The 15,384-nt window shown below is 67.3% G+C and carries 12 protein-coding genes and 1 pseudogene; 6 read left to right on the top strand and 7 right to left on the bottom strand.

Annotated elements, in window-relative coordinates; genetic code table 11:
* Positions 1–221 precede the first annotated feature (221 nt).
* Complete coding sequence (locus ACPEES_RS22110) at positions 222–374, top strand: hypothetical protein (RefSeq protein ID WP_435106422.1); 153 nt, start codon at positions 222–224, stop codon at positions 372–374.
* A gap of 130 nt (positions 375–504) precedes the next feature.
* On the opposite strand, the gene ACPEES_RS22105 is transcribed toward ACPEES_RS22110, so the two are convergent.
* Positions 505–1,167 (bottom strand): haloacid dehalogenase type II, encoded by a 663-nt coding sequence (locus ACPEES_RS22105; RefSeq protein WP_435106420.1) that lies wholly within the window; start codon positions 1,165–1,167, stop codon positions 505–507.
* A gap of 206 nt (positions 1,168–1,373) precedes the next feature.
* Here ACPEES_RS22105 and ACPEES_RS22100 point away from each other — a divergent pair, with 206 nt between their 5' ends.
* Both ACPEES_RS22100 and ACPEES_RS22095 read left to right on the top strand, forming a co-directional pair.
* Positions 1,374–3,569, top strand: a complete 2,196-nt coding sequence (locus ACPEES_RS22100; protein ID WP_435106418.1) for a heavy metal translocating P-type ATPase — start codon at positions 1,374–1,376, stop codon at positions 3,567–3,569.
* A gap of 156 nt (positions 3,570–3,725) precedes the next feature.
* The gene (locus ACPEES_RS22095) at positions 3,726–4,538 is read left to right on the top strand and encodes a M48 family metallopeptidase (protein WP_435106415.1); all 813 of its coding nucleotides are present in this window, start codon (positions 3,726–3,728) and stop codon (positions 4,536–4,538) included.
* 39 nt (positions 4,539–4,577) lie between these two features.
* Here ACPEES_RS22095 and ACPEES_RS22090 read toward each other — a convergent pair whose 3' ends face one another.
* The 3 genes and pseudogenes from ACPEES_RS22090 to ACPEES_RS22080 form a co-directional block, all read right to left on the bottom strand.
* On the bottom strand, positions 4,578–5,957 hold the full coding sequence (locus ACPEES_RS22090) for a sodium-dependent transporter (RefSeq protein WP_435106413.1): 1,380 nt from the start codon (positions 5,955–5,957) through the stop codon (positions 4,578–4,580).
* Between the two features lie 447 nt (positions 5,958–6,404).
* Positions 6,405–7,260, bottom strand: a pseudogene (purU, locus tag ACPEES_RS22085) (formyltetrahydrofolate deformylase).
* A gap of 88 nt (positions 7,261–7,348) precedes the next feature.
* On the bottom strand, positions 7,349–8,227 hold the full coding sequence (locus ACPEES_RS22080) for a LysR substrate-binding domain-containing protein (RefSeq protein ID WP_435106411.1): 879 nt from the start codon (positions 8,225–8,227) through the stop codon (positions 7,349–7,351).
* 122 nt (positions 8,228–8,349) lie between these two features.
* On the opposite strand from ACPEES_RS22080, the gene ACPEES_RS22075 reads away from it, so the two are divergent.
* Positions 8,350–9,561, top strand: coding sequence for a TauD/TfdA family dioxygenase (locus ACPEES_RS22075; protein ID WP_435106409.1), 1,212 nt, complete (start codon positions 8,350–8,352; stop codon positions 9,559–9,561).
* 73 nt (positions 9,562–9,634) lie between these two features.
* Positions 9,635–10,585, top strand: a complete 951-nt coding sequence (locus ACPEES_RS22070) for an ABC transporter substrate-binding protein (RefSeq protein WP_435106407.1) — start codon at positions 9,635–9,637, stop codon at positions 10,583–10,585.
* An 85-nt stretch (positions 10,586–10,670) separates the two neighbouring features.
* On the opposite strand, the gene ettA is transcribed toward ACPEES_RS22070, so the two are convergent.
* Entirely contained in the window at positions 10,671–12,338 is a 1,668-nt protein-coding gene (gene ettA / locus ACPEES_RS22065; protein ID WP_435106405.1) for an energy-dependent translational throttle protein EttA, read from the bottom strand.
* Positions 12,339–12,472: 134 nt separating this feature from the next.
* On the opposite strand from ettA, the gene ACPEES_RS22060 reads away from it, so the two are divergent.
* Positions 12,473–13,153, top strand: coding sequence for a hypothetical protein (locus ACPEES_RS22060; protein WP_435106403.1), 681 nt, complete (start codon positions 12,473–12,475; stop codon positions 13,151–13,153).
* A gap of 187 nt (positions 13,154–13,340) precedes the next feature.
* On the opposite strand, the gene rimK is transcribed toward ACPEES_RS22060, so the two are convergent.
* Positions 13,341–14,258 carry a 30S ribosomal protein S6--L-glutamate ligase gene (rimK, locus tag ACPEES_RS22055; protein WP_435106401.1) on the bottom strand — a complete coding sequence of 306 codons (918 nt, stop codon included), beginning with the start codon at positions 14,256–14,258 and terminating at the stop codon, positions 13,341–13,343.
* A gap of 4 nt (positions 14,259–14,262) precedes the next feature.
* Positions 14,263–14,769 (bottom strand): ATP-dependent zinc protease family protein, encoded by a 507-nt coding sequence (locus ACPEES_RS22050; protein WP_435106399.1) that lies wholly within the window; start codon positions 14,767–14,769, stop codon positions 14,263–14,265.
* Positions 14,770–15,384: the final 615 nt, after the last annotated feature.

Below are 15,384 nucleotides of genomic sequence, written 5' to 3'. Positions count from 1 at the left end.
CGGCGCGCCTCGCGCCTTGCCCCATCGGCGCACAGACCGGCTGACGCATGACAATACTTCTGAGAAGATTAGTATCTGGCCCTGCCCGCTATCGCGGTCGGCGAGGATCACAGGATCAAGCAGTGCTGGCGCGTTGGCTCTGCGAACAGGCTTTCTCTGGCCGCCGTGATCTTTCTGATTCCGGGGGGGGGGGCATCCAAATGGCCGGGGTGCCGTTCGGGATGTCTGACAGCCTGGTGGGGCAACTGTTGCAGGAAATCGTCACGATCATATCGGCGGTTCTCGGCGTCCTTCTACTGTCCGTGAGCTATAAACGGCTCATGCATTCGCGGTCCGGGGAAGCGGCGTTCGACGCTGATGCGCCTTCGGGGTAGTCCGTAGATCGGGAACCGCCGCCGGGCTGCGCCCGGACTAGTGTCGAAGGTCAGCGTTTCGTCGGCGACCAGAACAGCCGAATTGCGCGACCGTTCCCCCGCTTTTGCGGTTCTTCCCTATGGCGCTCGCTTATGCGAGCAGAGCGTTTGCCACTTCCGTCAGGTCGGCGCCGACGATCTCGGGGCGGGGGAAGAGAGGCTCCAGGACCTGCCCCGGGCGGGCGATGAAGGCGGTGCGCCAGCCGGCGGTCATGGCGCCGGCCAGGTCCCAGCCGTGGGCGGCGATCATGGTGAGCTCGCCGGGAGCGGTATCGAGACGGCGCGCGGCGGTTTCGTAGACGACGCGCGCGGGTTTGAGCGCGCGGGCGTCCTCCACCGAGAGCAGGTCACTGAAATAGCGCCGGATTCCGGCGTTGGTGAGCTGCTCGCGCATGACGCCACCGGGCGAGTTGGTCAGGGCCACGAGTCTGCATCCCTCATCGTGCAGCCGGGCGAGGGCGGCCGGGACGTCCGGGTGGGGCGGCAGGCGTCGCATGCCGTCGGCGACCTGTTGACGGTCGCTGCTCGAGAGACTCACGCCCCGGCGCTCGGCGACCATGGTGAGCGCCGCTGCGCCAACGGTGCTGAAATCCTCGTAACGGCCGGTCAGCGTTACCGTCATGGCGCTCAGCAGAACCTGCCGGAACCAGTCGCCTCGGGCATCCGCATCGCCGAAAAGGCGCTCGAAGACCGGGTCGAGCGCGCGCAGATCCAGCAGCGTCTCGTTGACGTCGAAGACCAGAGGTCCCGTCATGGTGTCCTCCTTGTGTGCGCCCGGCCGTGAGGCGGTCGCACGTCCGCCAACACAGCGAAGTGCTGACCCCGAAAACCACAGTGTAGTCCTGGCGGTGGGCACGCGGGTGGGCAGTGTGTCATCCCGTCCCCCCGTGACCTCGGATACAATTCTCGGTTCATGAGGGGAGCGGCGCCAACCAGCCCGGCGCTGTGGAGAGCGATGCATTGAGTAGGCGCAGCGGGGAAATCCACCACTTCGAGATCCAGGGAGCCACGACACCGGCGGACCGGCTGACGCTCGAGCAGACCGTCGCCGAGGTCGGCGGCGTGACCGGTGTCTGGGTCGACGGCGCGGCGGGGCGGCTGTCGGTGCGCGGGAGCGTTGCCGAAGAGGCGGTGCTCCAGGCGGTCCACGCGGGAGGCTACAGCGCGCGGCGACTCCGCCGGCGCGGGCTGCCGTCGTTCGCCGGTGGGTTGAAACACCGGCTCGGCTCGGCCGCTGCCGCGACGCTCGCGCTGCTGGTCGTCGATACACTGGCGCAAAGCCTGGGGGCCGGGCCCGGATGGCGCTGGGTGGCGCTGCTGCTGGCCGTGGGCATGGCGCTGTGGGCGGGCCGCCCCGCCTGGCGCGCGGGCATGGCCGGCTGGCGCGTGCGCCGCACCGGCCTGGAGGGGCTGCTGGTGCTGGGGTTCGCCGGTAGCTGGCTGCACGCGGCGCTGAATCTCGGCGTCACCGACGCGATGCCCGGCGTCGCGGAGGGTGGATATCTCGCCTTCCCGATGCTCGGTCTCACGCTCTATCTTGCCGGACGCATGCTCGAGCAGCGGGGTGTGGGCCCGAGCCGCCGCGTAGTGGACAGCCTGCGTGCGCTGTTGCCCGAGGTGGCGATTGTCGAGGCCGGTTCGGGAGGGCTGCGGCAGGTGCCGGTGAGCGCGCTGCAGGTGGGTCAGCGCGTGCACGTCGCCGCCGGCGAACGGGTGCCCGCCGACGGTGTCGTGGTCAGCGGTTCGGCCTCGGTGGACGAATCCCTGCTTACCGGTGATCCGGCGCCGGTGGCGAAGAGCGCCGGCGACGAGGTCGTCGGCGGCACCATCAATCGCATGGGGCACTTCGCGCTGGAGGTCTCCCGAGTCGGCGAAGAGAGTCTGCTCGACGGCATGATACGCGGTGTCCGCCAGGCGCAGCGGGACAAACCGGTGGGTGAGCGCAAGGTCGATCGTATCGCCGCCGGCGCCGTCGCGGTGGGTGGATTCCTGGCCGCGGGGGCGCTGTGCGGATGGTGGTGGGGCGCGGGTGCGTCGGGCTGGGGGCTGTTCGCCGCCTGCACGGTGCTGATTCTCGCCGCCTCGCCGGGACTGGCACTCGCCGGTCCCCTCGCCACCGACATCGGGCTTGCCCGCCTGACCGAGTACGGCGCGGTGGCGCGGGGGGCCGGTGCCCTGGAGGCCGTGCAGTCATTGACCATGGTGGTGCTGGACAAGACCGGCACCGTGACGCAGGGCGAGCCGGAAGTCGTAGCAGTGGAGCCCGTCGAGGGCGTCGCCATTCGCGACCTGTTCCGCTGGGCGGCCGCCGTGGAGGCGGCCGAGCGCGCCGGGCCGGTGGCCAGGGCGGCACGGGAACGTGGCCTGACGCTGGTGTATGCCGAGGACCACGAGCGCCTGCCTTGCGGCGCGGCGCGGGCGACGGTGGAAGGGCGCAGCGTATTGCTGGGTGGGGCGGCCGCCATGGAGGCCATCGGCATCCGCAACCCGTTGGCCGGGCGCGGCCGGGAGTTGCAGGACGAGGCGAGCAGCCCGCTGTTCGTGGCCGTGGACGGGCGTCTGGCGGGGGTGGTCGCGCTGGCGGATGCGCCGCGGGCGGAGGCGGCGGGTGCGGTACGGCGGCTTCGCTCGGCGGGGCTGCGGGTGATCATGCTCACCGGCGACGACGAGCGTACCGCCCGGGCGGTGGCCGCGGAGATCGGTATCGGCGAAGTGCTCGCCGACGTCCTGCCGAGCGGCAAGGCAGCCTGCATTCGCGCATTGCAGCAACAGGGCGAACGCGTGGCCATGGTCGGTGACGGGGTTAATGACGCGGCCGCGCTGGTACAGGCCGATGTGGGCATAGCGGTGGCCGGCGGCACCGACGTCGCCGTGCAGAGCGCGGATGTGACGGTGCTCCGGGATTCGTTGCACGCGGTGGTGGATGCGGTGATCATGGCGCGGGCGACCAGCCGGAACATCCGCGAGAACGCGGCCGCGGCATTTGCCTACAGCGCCGCCGGTGTGCCCGTCGCCGCGGGGCTGTTCCACGCTGCATTCGGCTGGGCACTGACGCCGGGGGTGCTTGCCGTGCTGCTCCTGCTGGGGTTGCTTACCGTGCTGACGAATGCCAACCGCCTGCGTTTCTACGAGGTGCCGGGGGCCGAAATCTGGTAGCCCCGCGTCATGCCCGATGTACCGGCAACGACCGCAATCTCCGGAGCGCGCCGGTGCGCTCTGCTGCAATCGCCGCCGGGCTCGCCCTGACGTGGCGGGATCGGCGTCCGGACTGGATAATATGAATTCGGAACCCAACCGCCGAGGTCAGCCGAAATGCTTCGCCGAATCGCCGTCGTCGCAGTCATCGCCGCAGTCGTTGCCGCCTGCGCCACCTCGCCGTTGGGCCGTCGCCAGCTGCAGCTCTTCCCGGATGGCCAGATGCAACAGATGGGCGTCAACGCTTTCCAGGAGCTGAAGAGCAAGCAGAAGGCCGTGGGGGACGACGCCGTCACCCGCTACGTCCGCTGCGTTGCCGATGCCATCGTCGAGGTCGTGCCCCGGAAGTACGCGGTGGATGGCGGCTGGGAAGTGCAGGTCTTCGAGGACGACACCGCCAACGCGTTCGCGTTGCCGGGGGGCAAGATCGGTGTGCACACCGGGTTGCTCGAGGTCGCCGAGAACCCTGCTCAGCTCGCTGCCGTCATCGGCCACGAAGTAGCGCACGTGATGGCCGATCATGGCAATGAGCGCATGTCCCAGCAGTTTGCCGCCAGCGCCGGCCTCGCCGTCGCCCAGGCCATCGCTGGCGCCAACAGTCCGGAGAAGCGCCAGGCACTATCGCTGCTCGGCCTGGGGGCGCAGGTCGGTGTGCTGCTGCCCTACAGCCGCCTGCATGAGAGCGAGGCGGATCTCATCGGCCTCGACCTGATGGCGAATGCAGGCTTCGATCCGGGCGAGAGCGTCGAGCTGTGGCGGAACATGGCCAAGGACAGCAGCGGCAAGGCGCCACCGGAGTTCCTCTCTACCCACCCCTCCCACGGCACCCGTATCCAGGACCTGGAGGCGCACCTGCCGGAGGCAACGAAGTTGTATCGCCAGGCCCGGCAGCAGGGGCGGCGCCCGCAGTGCCGTGCGGTCTCGCCGTAGCGAAGCGATGGGTCCGGACCCCGGACCCATCGCGGCCACTCATAGCAGGTTGTAGACGAAGACGATCAACACCGCGGCCGGGGTGACGAACCGGATCACGAAGTGCCAAGCGGCGTGCAGCGTGCCGTCACCGAGCTCGTCGGCCGAGGCGCGGCGGGAGAGGCCCCAGCCGGCGAACAGTGCCACCAGCAGACCGGTCAGTGGCAGCATGATGTTGGCGGTGAGGAAGTCGAGCAAATCGAATAGTCCCTTGCCGAACAGGGATATCTCCGACCAGAGGTTGAATGACAGCGCGGATACGAGGCCGAGCGCCCAGATCGCCGTGCCTGCGCCGATTGCCGCCGTGAACCGCCTGATGCCGTGTTGTTCCTCGAGCCATTCCACGGTGGGCTCCAGCAGGGAGATGGTGGATGTCCATGCCGCGACGGTGAGCAGCACGAAGAACAGCGTTCCGAACACCAGTCCGCCCGGCATGTTGCCGAAGGCGAGCGGCAGGGTCTGGAAGATGAGGCCAGGACCGGCGCCGGGGGTGAGGCCGTTGGCGAAGACGACAGGGAATATCGCCAGCCCCGCGAGCAGCGCGACCACCGTGTCCATGACCGCGATGGTCACCGCTGTGCCGGCGATGGAGGTGTCACGGCGCAGGTGTGATCCGTAAGCGATCATGATGCCCATGCCGAGGCTCAGAGTGAAAAAGGCGTGGCCGAGCGCCGCCAGCACCGCTTCGGTGGACAATTGCGAGAAGTCGGCCGCGAACAGGAACGTCACGCCATGGGAGAACTCATCGGTGGTCATGGCGTAGCCGACGAGCACGAGCAGCAGCACGAACAGTGCCGGCATGAGCACGGTGACCGCGCGCTCGAGACCGGCGCGAACGCCCCGCGCGACTACCGCCACCGTCATGGCCATGAACAGCGTGTGCCAGCCAATGAGTGTCCCGGGGCTGGCGAGAAGCCCGGAGAACACGGCACCGATGGCATCCGCGTCCGCACCGGCGAAGCTGCCGGAGGCCGCGGCAACGACGTAGGAAACCGCCCAGCCGGCAATCACGCTGTAGAAGGAAAGAATGATGAACGAGCCGAGCATGCCCGACCAGCCGGCGATGGCCCACAGCGGCGAACGCCGCTCGGTGATGGCAAGCCGCATCAGCGAGCCCACCGGGCCGTTGCCGCCCCGGCGTCCGATCATCACCTCGGCCATGAGGATGGGCACGCCGATGAGGGCGATGCACGCGAGGTAGGTCACCACGAAAGCGCCACCACCATACTCGCCGGTAATGTAGGGAAATTTCCAGATATTCCCGAGGCCTACAGCGGAGCCCGCGGCCGCGAGCACGAAGGCCAGCCGGGAACCCCAGCGTTCCCGGCCCTGGGCGGCGCTGCTCTCGACGGCAGCGGTCTGCGATACGTTCGTAACCACTCTGACTCCTCCTCATCCATTCAGTTGCTGTCGTTGTTGGCGCGCCGACGCACTGGTAGACACGAACGCCACACCGGCCGAGGGCCGGGTCAGGGGGAGCTCGTGCTAGGGCGGTCGGTGCGCGGGTGGCGTCCTGCGGCGATCAGCGGAGGCGGTGGGAACGTACGGCGCCAGGGCCGCGGCCATTCCATGGCGATACAGTGACCCTTCTCCGGTGTCGGGCACATGCGGTCTCTCCTCCGTCGCAGGGTTGCTGCCACGTTGCGATGCCGGAATCCCTGGTGGGGTCCGGCGAAATGCCCGGCCGCCGGGGGCGTCGGGCAGGGGCGATGCCGCCGGTTGGACGGCGATCACCCACTCAGCGCATGCTAGCGGCGCTGACGCAAACGTCAACTAGACGTTACGTAAGCGTCAACCTGTGGCCGCGCAGAATCGTGGCCAGGGCGGTCAGTCGAAGATCACCGTGCGGTTGCCGTAGCTCAGGACCTTGTTCTGGAGGTGCGCGTAGACGGCGCGGCCAAGCACGATCTTCTCCAGATCCCGGCCCTTGCGGACGAGGGTGGCGACGTCATCGCGGTGGGTGATGTGAGCGACGTCCTGCGCGATGATCGGCCCGGCGTCCAGTTCTTCGGTCACGTAATGGCTGGTGGCGCCGATGATCTTCACGCCGCGGGCGTGGGCGGCATGGTACGGTCGCGCGCCGGAACGAGTGGTGGATGTTGATCAGCCGCTCGCGGTAGGCGTCGATCAGCCGCGGGGAGAGCACCTGCATGTAGCGGGCGAGCACCACCAGCTCGATATCGTGATCGCGCAGCAGCGCCAGCTCCCGCTCTTCCTGCTGCGCCTTGTTCTCCGGTGTGATCGGGAAGCAATGAAAGGGCACACCGAACTGCTCGGCCACCGGTCGCAAATGCTCGTGGTTGGAGACGATGAGCGGTATCTCGACGCGCCACTCGCCTGACTGCCAGCGCGAGAGGAGGTCGTAGAGGCAGTGGGGCAGACGCGAGACGAAAATGGCCATACGCGGCACGTGGTCGGAGAAGTGCAGCCGCCAGGCCATGGCGTAGCGGTGTGCGAGGTCCTGTTCGAACGCCGGCCCGATTTCCTCGGGATCTAGACGGAAACCCGGGAGTGCCCACTCCACGCGCATGAAGAACACGCCCTGGCTGTCGTCGACGTGCTGGTCGAAATAGACGATGTTGCCCTCGTTGCGGGCAATGAAGTCGCTTACGTCAGCGACGAGACCGCGCTGGTCGCGGCAGTGGACGAGCAGGGTGGCGGTACGCGTCTCGGCGGTGGTCATCGCGGTCGATCTCGCGCTGATGGGGCGGCAAAGCCCGCGATTATACGGGATCGCGACGGGCTGCGGGGCCATCCGCGGAGCCGCCTCGCTATTCGCGCTCCGTGGCGAGCCATTCCCAGAACGCATGCGCCTCGGGGCGCGTCGTGCGCCGCCGCGGGCGTACCAGGTAGAAGGCCTCGTCAGTGGCGGTCCAGTGCGTGAACGGAGCGACCAGGGTACCGCTGGCGAGGCTCTCGCCGAGGAAGCTGCTGCGCCCGAGCGCGACGCCCTGGCCGTGCCGCGCGAGCTCCAGCACCACCGCCAGGGTATCGCAGAGCACCGCCGCCGCGCGGTCGGCGACCGCAGGATGCCCCATCTCGGCGAGCCACTGGGGCCATCCGGTTTCGAAGCCCATGGCATGCAACAGTGTCTCGTCGGCGAGCGCCCCGGGCGTGGCCACGCGCTCGGCGATCGTGGGGGAGCATACCGGTGTGAGGCGCTCTTCGGTGAGGCGCAGCGCGTCCACATTCACCCAGTCGCCCTTGCCGTAACGCACTTCCATGTCGGCACCGTCCATGGCGAAGTCCGAGGGCCACACGGCGGTGGTCAGGCGCAGCGTGATCTCCGGGTGCGCCGCGCGGAAGCGGGATAGCCGTGGTGCAAGCCACTGGGTGCTGAACCCGGGCGTCGTACGGATGGTGAGTGGCGCGTCGTGACCCGGCCCGAAGGCCTCCTCCACACCGGTGACCAGCCGTTCGAACGCTTCGTGGACGGCGGGTACGAAGCCACGCCCTGCTTCGGTGAGCTCGAGCCCGCGGGCATGGCGCACGAACAGCGGCTGACCCACCTGGTGCTCGAGCACTCGAACGCGCTGGCTCACGGCCGCCTGGGTGATGCCGAGCTGGCGTGCCGCTTCGGTGAAGCTCATGTGCCGGGCTGCGGCTTCGAAGGCCTGCAGGGCGTTCGCGGGGGGCAGACGACGGCTCATATGGCCAAGCTCGCTATAAGAAAACCGGGGGCTCAGCAGCCAGATTATTCGTTTGTCGCTGCCAGGGGCAATTCGGAGACTGTCGCGTCAATGACTGGGATCAATGACGAGGTGGTTTCGCAATGACCGTCGAGATGAATGCCGACTCCCCTGCCGTCGTGGTGGACATGGGCGAGCTCGCCCCGTACGCCAGTCACCATCGCTTGACGGATGCCGCGGCCACGGCGCGGGGTGTCGTGGTTCACTGGGACGACGGATCCTGCGCGGAGTTTCACGCCGTGTGGCTGCGCGATCACTGTGCCTGCGCCGAGTGCCGTCATCCGCAAACCCATGAGCGGACGGTCTCGCTGCTCGATCTGCCGGAGCCCATGCCGCGGCCGGACGTCCGCGTGACCCATTCAGGCGCATTGCATCTGCAGTGGCCCGCAACCGGCGGGCATGCTGCGCACGAGAGCCTGTTCGACCCGGGCTGGCTGCGTCAGCGCGCCGAGCCGAGCGCCAGTGCGAAGCCCAGTGACGCTCGCGCGCAAGCCTGGGATGCCACGTTCGCACAACGGGTGCCTTCGGTCGCGTTCAGCGCGTTCATGGATACGGATGCGGGCCTGCGCGCCTGGCTCGCTGCACTGGAGCGTTTCGGGCTGGCGTTGCTCGAGCAGGGGCCGACGGAGGCGGGCGGGGTGGTGCGCGTCGCCGAGCGGGTCGGCTGGCCGAGGGAGACCAACTTCGGCCGCCATTTCGACGTGGTCTCCAAGCCCAACCCGAACAATGCCGCCTACACTGCCATCGCCCTGGAGCCTCACATCGACCTGCCCAACTGGCAGCGGCCGCCGGATTTCCAGCTCCTCTACTGTCTGGAGAACGCGGCCGAGGGTGGGGCTTCGGTCTTCACCGACGGTTTCGCAGTGGCGGAGGCACTGCGTGCCGAGGACCCCGAGGGCTTCGAGGTGCTGGCGACACGGCCGGTGGATTTCCGCTTCCAGGACGAGGGCGCCGATATTGCCTGCCGCGCCCCGGTCATCGGCCTGGACGAGCATGGCGGGCTCACCGAGATCCGCTTCAACAACTGGATTCGCGACACCCTGCGCCTGCCGGCGCGTGACGTCGAGCCCTTCTACCGTGCTTACCGGCGCTTCTGGGCATTGTTGCGGGATCCGCGCTTCGCGATTCGTTTCACTCTCGCGCCGGGGCAGATGGTGGCCTTCGACAATCTGCGCGTGCTCCACGGGCGTGACGCGTTCGACCCCAACACCGGCCGGCGCCATCTGCAGGGAACATACTTGGATCGGGACCTGATCCGCTCACGGCTGCGCGTGCTCGAACGTGTCGTAGCGTGAGGTTCACCGGGCGGCCATTCACCCTATCAGAACAACAGCCGCCCGCCTTCCAGAGCCATAGGGAGCCTTCCCAATGCGTAACTCCACCCTGTCCGTTGGAGCTATATGTTCCACCATCGCCGTGGCGCTCGCGGTCGGTTTGACCGGGATCACGAGCGCAACGGCCGCCAGCGCCCCCGTGCGTTTCGCCATCCAGTCCTGGCCGGGGGTCACGGTCAAGACCGAGGTCGCTACGCAGCTGCTCAACGCCATGGGCTACGAGACCGAAGTCACCGATCTCTCTTCGCAGTTCATCTATCAGGGGATCCGCTCCGGCGACGTCGATGTTTCCCTCGGTGCGTGGATGCCCGCTCACGAGTCCATGCTCCAGCCGATGCTCGACGATGGTGCCGCCGTCCAGTACGCCGCCAACCTGGAAGGCGCGGTGCAGGGGCTCGCGGTACCTGCCTATGTGTGGGAGAGCGGTGTGCACAGTGTCGACGACCTGGTTGCCGCTGGCGAGCGCTTCGGTCGGGAGATCTATGCCATCGAGGCAGGTGCTGGCATGACCCGCGCGTTCAACGAGGCCGTGGCCTCGGGCTACAAGGGCCTGGGGGCATGGAGCGTCACTTCGAGCAGCGTCGCCGGTATGCTCTCCCAGGTGGAGCGGGCGGTGAAGAACAGCGAGCCCATCGTCTTCCATGGCTGGAAACCGCACTGGATGGACGTGAAGTTCGACATCCGTTTTCTCGAGGACGGCGATGCCAGCGAGATCGCGGACCTGGAGACCACGGTCTACACCGTCGTGGCGAGCGGCTGGCCGGAAAGAAATCCCCAGGCCGCACGCTTTCTCGAGCGGTACAGCGTGAGCACCGATACCCAGAGCCGGTGGATTTACGGTTTCACTTACGAGGAACGGGCCAAGGAGACCGTTGCTCGCGACTGGATCGCCGCCAACCTGGATACCGTCGAACAGTGGCTGGATGGTGTCGAGGCCGCCGACGGCCGTCCCGGCATCGATGCAGTCCGTGCGGCCTTCGATTAGACGTCGACGCGGACGTGGGACAATCGCGACGACGTGAGGATCGCGGCGGCGCCCCGCGGTGTGCAGTACCGCGAGGCGCCGCTCGTCAATCCGCCAGGCGGCGGTACTTGATGCGGTGGGGCTTGGCGGCCTCATCGCCGAGGCGCTTCTTCCGGTCCGCCTCGTAGTCCGTGTAGTTCCCCTCGAACCAGGTCACCTGGCTGTCGCCCTCGAAGGCAAGGATGTGGGTGGCGATGCGGTCGAGGAACCAGCGGTCGTGGGAGATCACCATGGCGCAGCCGGGGAAGGCTAGCAGCGCTTCCTCCAGCGCCCGCAGCGTCTCCACGTCCAGATCGTTGGTGGGCTCGTCGAGCAGCAGGACGTTGCCGCCCTTCTGCAGGAGCTTGGCGAGATGGACGCGGTTACGCTCACCGCCGGAGAGCTCGCCGATACGCTTCTGCTGGTCCGAGCCCTTGAAGTTGAAGCGGCCCACGTAGGCGCGGGAGGGCACCTCGTACTTGCCCACCCGGATGATGTCGTGGCCGCCGGAGATCTCTTCCCACACGGTCTTGTCACCGTCGAGGTCGTCACGGCTCTGATCCACGTAAGCGAGATCCACCGTATCGCCGATGCGGATCTCGCCGTCGTCCGGCTGCTCCTGGTCCATGAGCATGCGGAAGAACGTGGACTTGCCCGCGCCGTTGGCGCCGATGATGCCCACGATGGAGCCCGGTGGCATCTTGAAGCTGAGATCCTCGATCAGCAGCGTGTCGCCGAAGCCCTTGCGTACGTGGTTGGCCTCGATGACGAGATCGCCCAGGCGCTCGCCCGGCGGGATATAGATCTCGTTGGTCTCGTTGCGCTTCTGGAACTCGCGGGACTGCAGCTCCTCGAACTGGCGCAAGCGCGCCTTGCTCTTGGCCTGGCGGCCCTTGGGATTCGAACGCACCCACTCGAGCTCGTTCTTCATGGTCTTGCGGTGAGCGGCCTCCTCGCGGGCCTCCTGCTCGAGGCGCTTTTCCTTCTGCTCGAGCCAGGACGAGTAGTTGCCCTGCCACGGGATGCCTTCACCGCGGTCGAGCTCCAGGATCCACCCGGCGGCGTTGTCGAGGAAGTAGCGGTCATGGGTGACCGCCACCACGGTGCCCTCGAACTCCGTGAGGAAGGTTTCGAGCCAGGCCACGGACTCGGCGTCCAGGTGGTTGGTGGGCTCGTCGAGCAGGAGCATGTCCGGGCCCGAGAGGAGCAGTCGGCACAGCGCCACGCGGCGCTTCTCGCCGCCGGAGAGCTTGGTGACGTCGGCGTCCCACGCCGGCAGGCGCAAGGCGTCCGCGGCCTGCTCCAGCTTGCGGTCCAGGTCCCAGGCGCCAGCGGCCTCGATCTGGTCCTGGAGCTTTGCCTGTTCCGCCATCAGTGCTTCGAAGTCCGCGTCCGGGTCGGCGAACTGGGCGGAGACCTCGTTGAAACGGTCAACCAGCGCCTTGGTCTCGGCGACACCCTCCTCGACGTTGCCGCGAACGTCCTTGTCCGGGTCGAGCTCGGGCTCCTGGGGCAGATAGCCGATGTTGATACCCGGTTGCGGGCGTGCTTCGCCTTCGTACTCCCGGTCCTCGCCGGCCATGATACGCAGCAGCGAGGACTTGCCCGAGCCGTTCAGGCCGAGCACGCCGATCTTCGCGCCGGGGAAGAACGACAGGGAGATATCCTTGAGGATCTGGCGCTTGGGCGGGACGACTTTGCCCACCCGGTTCATCGTGTAAATGTACTGGGCCATTGGCTGTTACTGGCTCTGAATGTGCGAATAGGGAGGCCGCGGGTGGCGCGGTAAGTGCAGTGTAAGAGCTTATCTGCTAGGGATAAAGACGCCCGCCGAGCGGCGGCGACCATTCAGACACATGAGGTGATGGAATGAAACGCATTCTGGCGTATGTCACCGCGGGCGCACTGGCGCTCGCTGCCCTGCCGGCCGCCGCAGCAGGCACGGCCACGCTCGAGATGGAGAACACTACGAAGCAGTCCATGGAGTCCATGAGCTACGTCTGGAACGATGCCGGCGCCGCCCGCATGGGCATGCCTGGCGAGGCCGGATACATGGTCGTCCGCGACGGTGCCACCTACATGGTCAGCGGCAGCGGAGCCGATGCCATGGTCATCGACCTGGGGTCGCTGCAGAAGATGATGGGGGACAAGCAGAAGTCGGGAACCGGATTCGGGGATACCGAAGTCATCTCTGTCGATGCGACCGGCGAGACCGAGACCGTCGCCGGCATCAGCGGTGAGGTCTACGACCTCAAGTGGCGCCAGGAAGGCAGCGTGGAGGAAGCACGGGCAGTGTTGAGCGATCACCCGCTCGCCTTCGAGCTCACCCGCGGCTGGGCCACCATGGCCGACGCGTTCGGCACCGGTCCGGAGGCGGACAAGGACGGGCTCATGCGCATGCTCATGGACCGTGAGCTCGGGTTGCTCAAGGTCGAGGGCAAGTTCGAGATCGCCGAGATCAGTGACACCGAGCCCGACGCCGCGCTCTTCGAGCTGCCGGCGGAACCGATGACTTTCCAGGAGTACATTCAGAAGCAGATGCAGCAATAGAAGTTGCCGTACGGCGCGGCACCGGAATTGCCAGCTTCAGGTGCCGCGCCCCGTAGCACCGAGCGTTGGGTGTTCGAAAGTTCAAAGGTCAAAGTTCAAAGTAGCAAGATGGGGCGCTGAGACCGCCGCGCTTGCATTACTTTTTACTTGCTACTTGTCACTTTCGACTGCGCGCCTTTCGGCGCGCTCACCCGCGCCCCTTCGTGCGCGTCTTGCCCGCCTTGCCGTCTTTCTCGATGAACTGAATCATGTTGCCGGCGATGTCCTTGCCCGTGGCGCTCTCGATGCCCTCGAGGCCGGGGGAGGAGTTCACTTCCAGGACCACCGGACCGTGGTTGGAGCGCATGAGGTCCACGCCGGCGACGTTCAGGCCCATGATCTTCGCCGCGCGTGTCGCGACCTGGCGTTCTTCCGGGGTTATGCGCACGGAGGTGGCGCTGCCGCCGCGGTGGACGTTGGAGCGGAACTCGCCTTCCTTGGCCTGACGTTTCATGGACGCGACCACCTTGCCGCCGACCACGAAGCAACGGATGTCCGAGCCGCCTGCCTCGCGGATGAACTCCTGGGTGAGGAAGTAGGCCTTCAAGCCGCGGAAGGCGTCGATCACGCTTTCGGCGGCCTTGGTGGTCTCCGCGAGCACCACCCCCTTGCCCTGGGTGCCCTCGAGCAGCTTGATCACCAGCGGTGCGCCGCCCACCAGGTTGATGAGGTCGTCGTTGTCGTCCGGTGAGTAAGCGAACCCGGAGACCGGCAGGCCGATGCCGCGCCGGGCGAGCAGCTGCAGCGAGCGCAGCTTGTCGCGGGAGCGGCTGATAGCCACCGATTCGTTGAGCGGGAAGACGCCCATCATCTCGAACTGGCGCACCACGGCGGTGCCGTAGAAGGTCACCGAGGCGCCGATGCGCGGGATGACCGCATCCGGCGGGGTCAGGATCTCGCCCTTGTAGTGCACCTCCGGCCGGTGGGCGCTGATTTTCACGTAGCAGCGCAGCGGGTCGACCACGCGGACGTTGTGTCCACGGGTCTTGCCGGCTTCGACGATGCGCCGCGTGGAATACAGCCGGCTGTTGCGCGAGAGCACGTAGATATTGAGCGGATCGGCCATGGGCTCAGGTTTCCCGGTCGTTGAGTGTCGGGCGGCGCACCCAGACCTCGCTGTCCGCCGCCCCCGCCAGATAGGACGCGCCCGGATCCACGAGCAGTCGGCCCTTCATCGCGCGGCGGCCGATCAGCATCCGGAAGCCCATGTTATCGCGGTTGGTGAGCGTCAGTTCAATGGGAAATCGCTGCCCTGCGATCAACATGGGCGTGCGGATGACCAGTCGTCTCTCGCGGTGCCCCGTGGAGCTGGTTACGCGGCGCTCGTCCACCAGGTCCGCGGCGCAGTGCGCGGTACGGTCGGTGCGCCGTTGCAGGGGATGCACCTCGAAGGCGACGCGCTCGCGACCGTTGTCGGTGAAGCGGTGGATGTGGATCGCGTGCAGCGCGGAGGTGGCCGCGCCCGTGTCCACCTTGGCCTTGATCGCCTCGATGCCGAGCTGCGGCAGGCCGACCCATTCCCGCCAGCCCACCCACAATCGTGGACGCGGCGTTCGCCGTTTTCGCGGGCTGCGCATGCCCTGTTCCTCCTGTCGCGCGGCGGGTGCCGTTTACTAATCTTCTCAGAGGTATTGTCATGTGTCAGAGCGGTGCGGGGGCAAGGTGCGCTCGCGCCGGCGTGGCCGAGTCACGTCAAGCGAGCGCAACGCCGCCACCGGCCTGCTGCGGCGCTCCCTTCGGGCCTGACTGTGCGCCGATAGGTCTGCGTTGCTCGCCGCTCACGTAGCCCGGCTACACCGCGCGCCTCGCGCCTCGCCCCATCGGCGCACAGTCAGGCTGACGCATGACAATCCCTCTGAGAAGATTAGTAGGACACTACCGCTATGGGCCGCGTATTTGCCAATCCGGTCATTAGCGCGCTGGGATCGCGTGGGTGGTCGTGCACTGCCACATCACCAATGCAAGCCCGGCGGATATCCATTACTCTGTGAGGTTCTTCGGCGCGCGCTCCCGAGCGTGGAGCGCTGCGCGAGCGTACACAGCCGGGCCAAGCGGAAGGCTGTGCGCGGTTTGTCAGGGTATCGTTGAGAGGGAGATTGCATGTTCTCCAATGACATGACCATCGCGGGGTTCGACCCGGAACTGGCCGAGGCGATGACGGCGGAGTCCGGCCGTCAGGAAGAGCACATCGA

Source organism: Arhodomonas sp. AD133 (assembly GCF_051195215.1).
Taxonomy (GTDB): domain Bacteria; phylum Pseudomonadota; class Gammaproteobacteria; order Nitrococcales; family Nitrococcaceae; genus Arhodomonas.
The sequence above is the reverse complement of the archived record's forward strand: the minus strand, read 5'-3'. Positions and strand labels throughout refer to the sequence as shown.

Coding starts and splice junctions, on each gene's coding strand:
- ACPEES_RS22070 (WP_435106407.1), top strand. CDS start 9,635: ATGCGTAACTCCACCCTGTCCGTTGGAGCTATATGTTCCACCATCGCC.
- ACPEES_RS22110 (WP_435106422.1), top strand. CDS start 222: ATGTCTGACAGCCTGGTGGGGCAACTGTTGCAGGAAATCGTCACGATC.
- ACPEES_RS22080 (WP_435106411.1), bottom strand. CDS start 8,227: ATGAGCCGTCGTCTGCCCCCCGCGAACGCCCTGCAGGCCTTCGAAGCC.
- ACPEES_RS22050 (WP_435106399.1), bottom strand. CDS start 14,769: ATGCGCAGCCCGCGAAAACGGCGAACGCCGCGTCCACGATTGTGGGTG.
- ACPEES_RS22060 (WP_435106403.1), top strand. CDS start 12,473: ATGAAACGCATTCTGGCGTATGTCACCGCGGGCGCACTGGCGCTCGCT.
- ACPEES_RS22075 (WP_435106409.1), top strand. CDS start 8,350: ATGACCGTCGAGATGAATGCCGACTCCCCTGCCGTCGTGGTGGACATG.
- ACPEES_RS22095 (WP_435106415.1), top strand. CDS start 3,726: ATGCTTCGCCGAATCGCCGTCGTCGCAGTCATCGCCGCAGTCGTTGCC.
- ACPEES_RS22105 (WP_435106420.1), bottom strand. CDS start 1,167: ATGACGGGACCTCTGGTCTTCGACGTCAACGAGACGCTGCTGGATCTG.
- ettA (WP_435106405.1), bottom strand. CDS start 12,338: ATGGCCCAGTACATTTACACGATGAACCGGGTGGGCAAAGTCGTCCCG.
- rimK (WP_435106401.1), bottom strand. CDS start 14,258: ATGGCCGATCCGCTCAATATCTACGTGCTCTCGCGCAACAGCCGGCTG.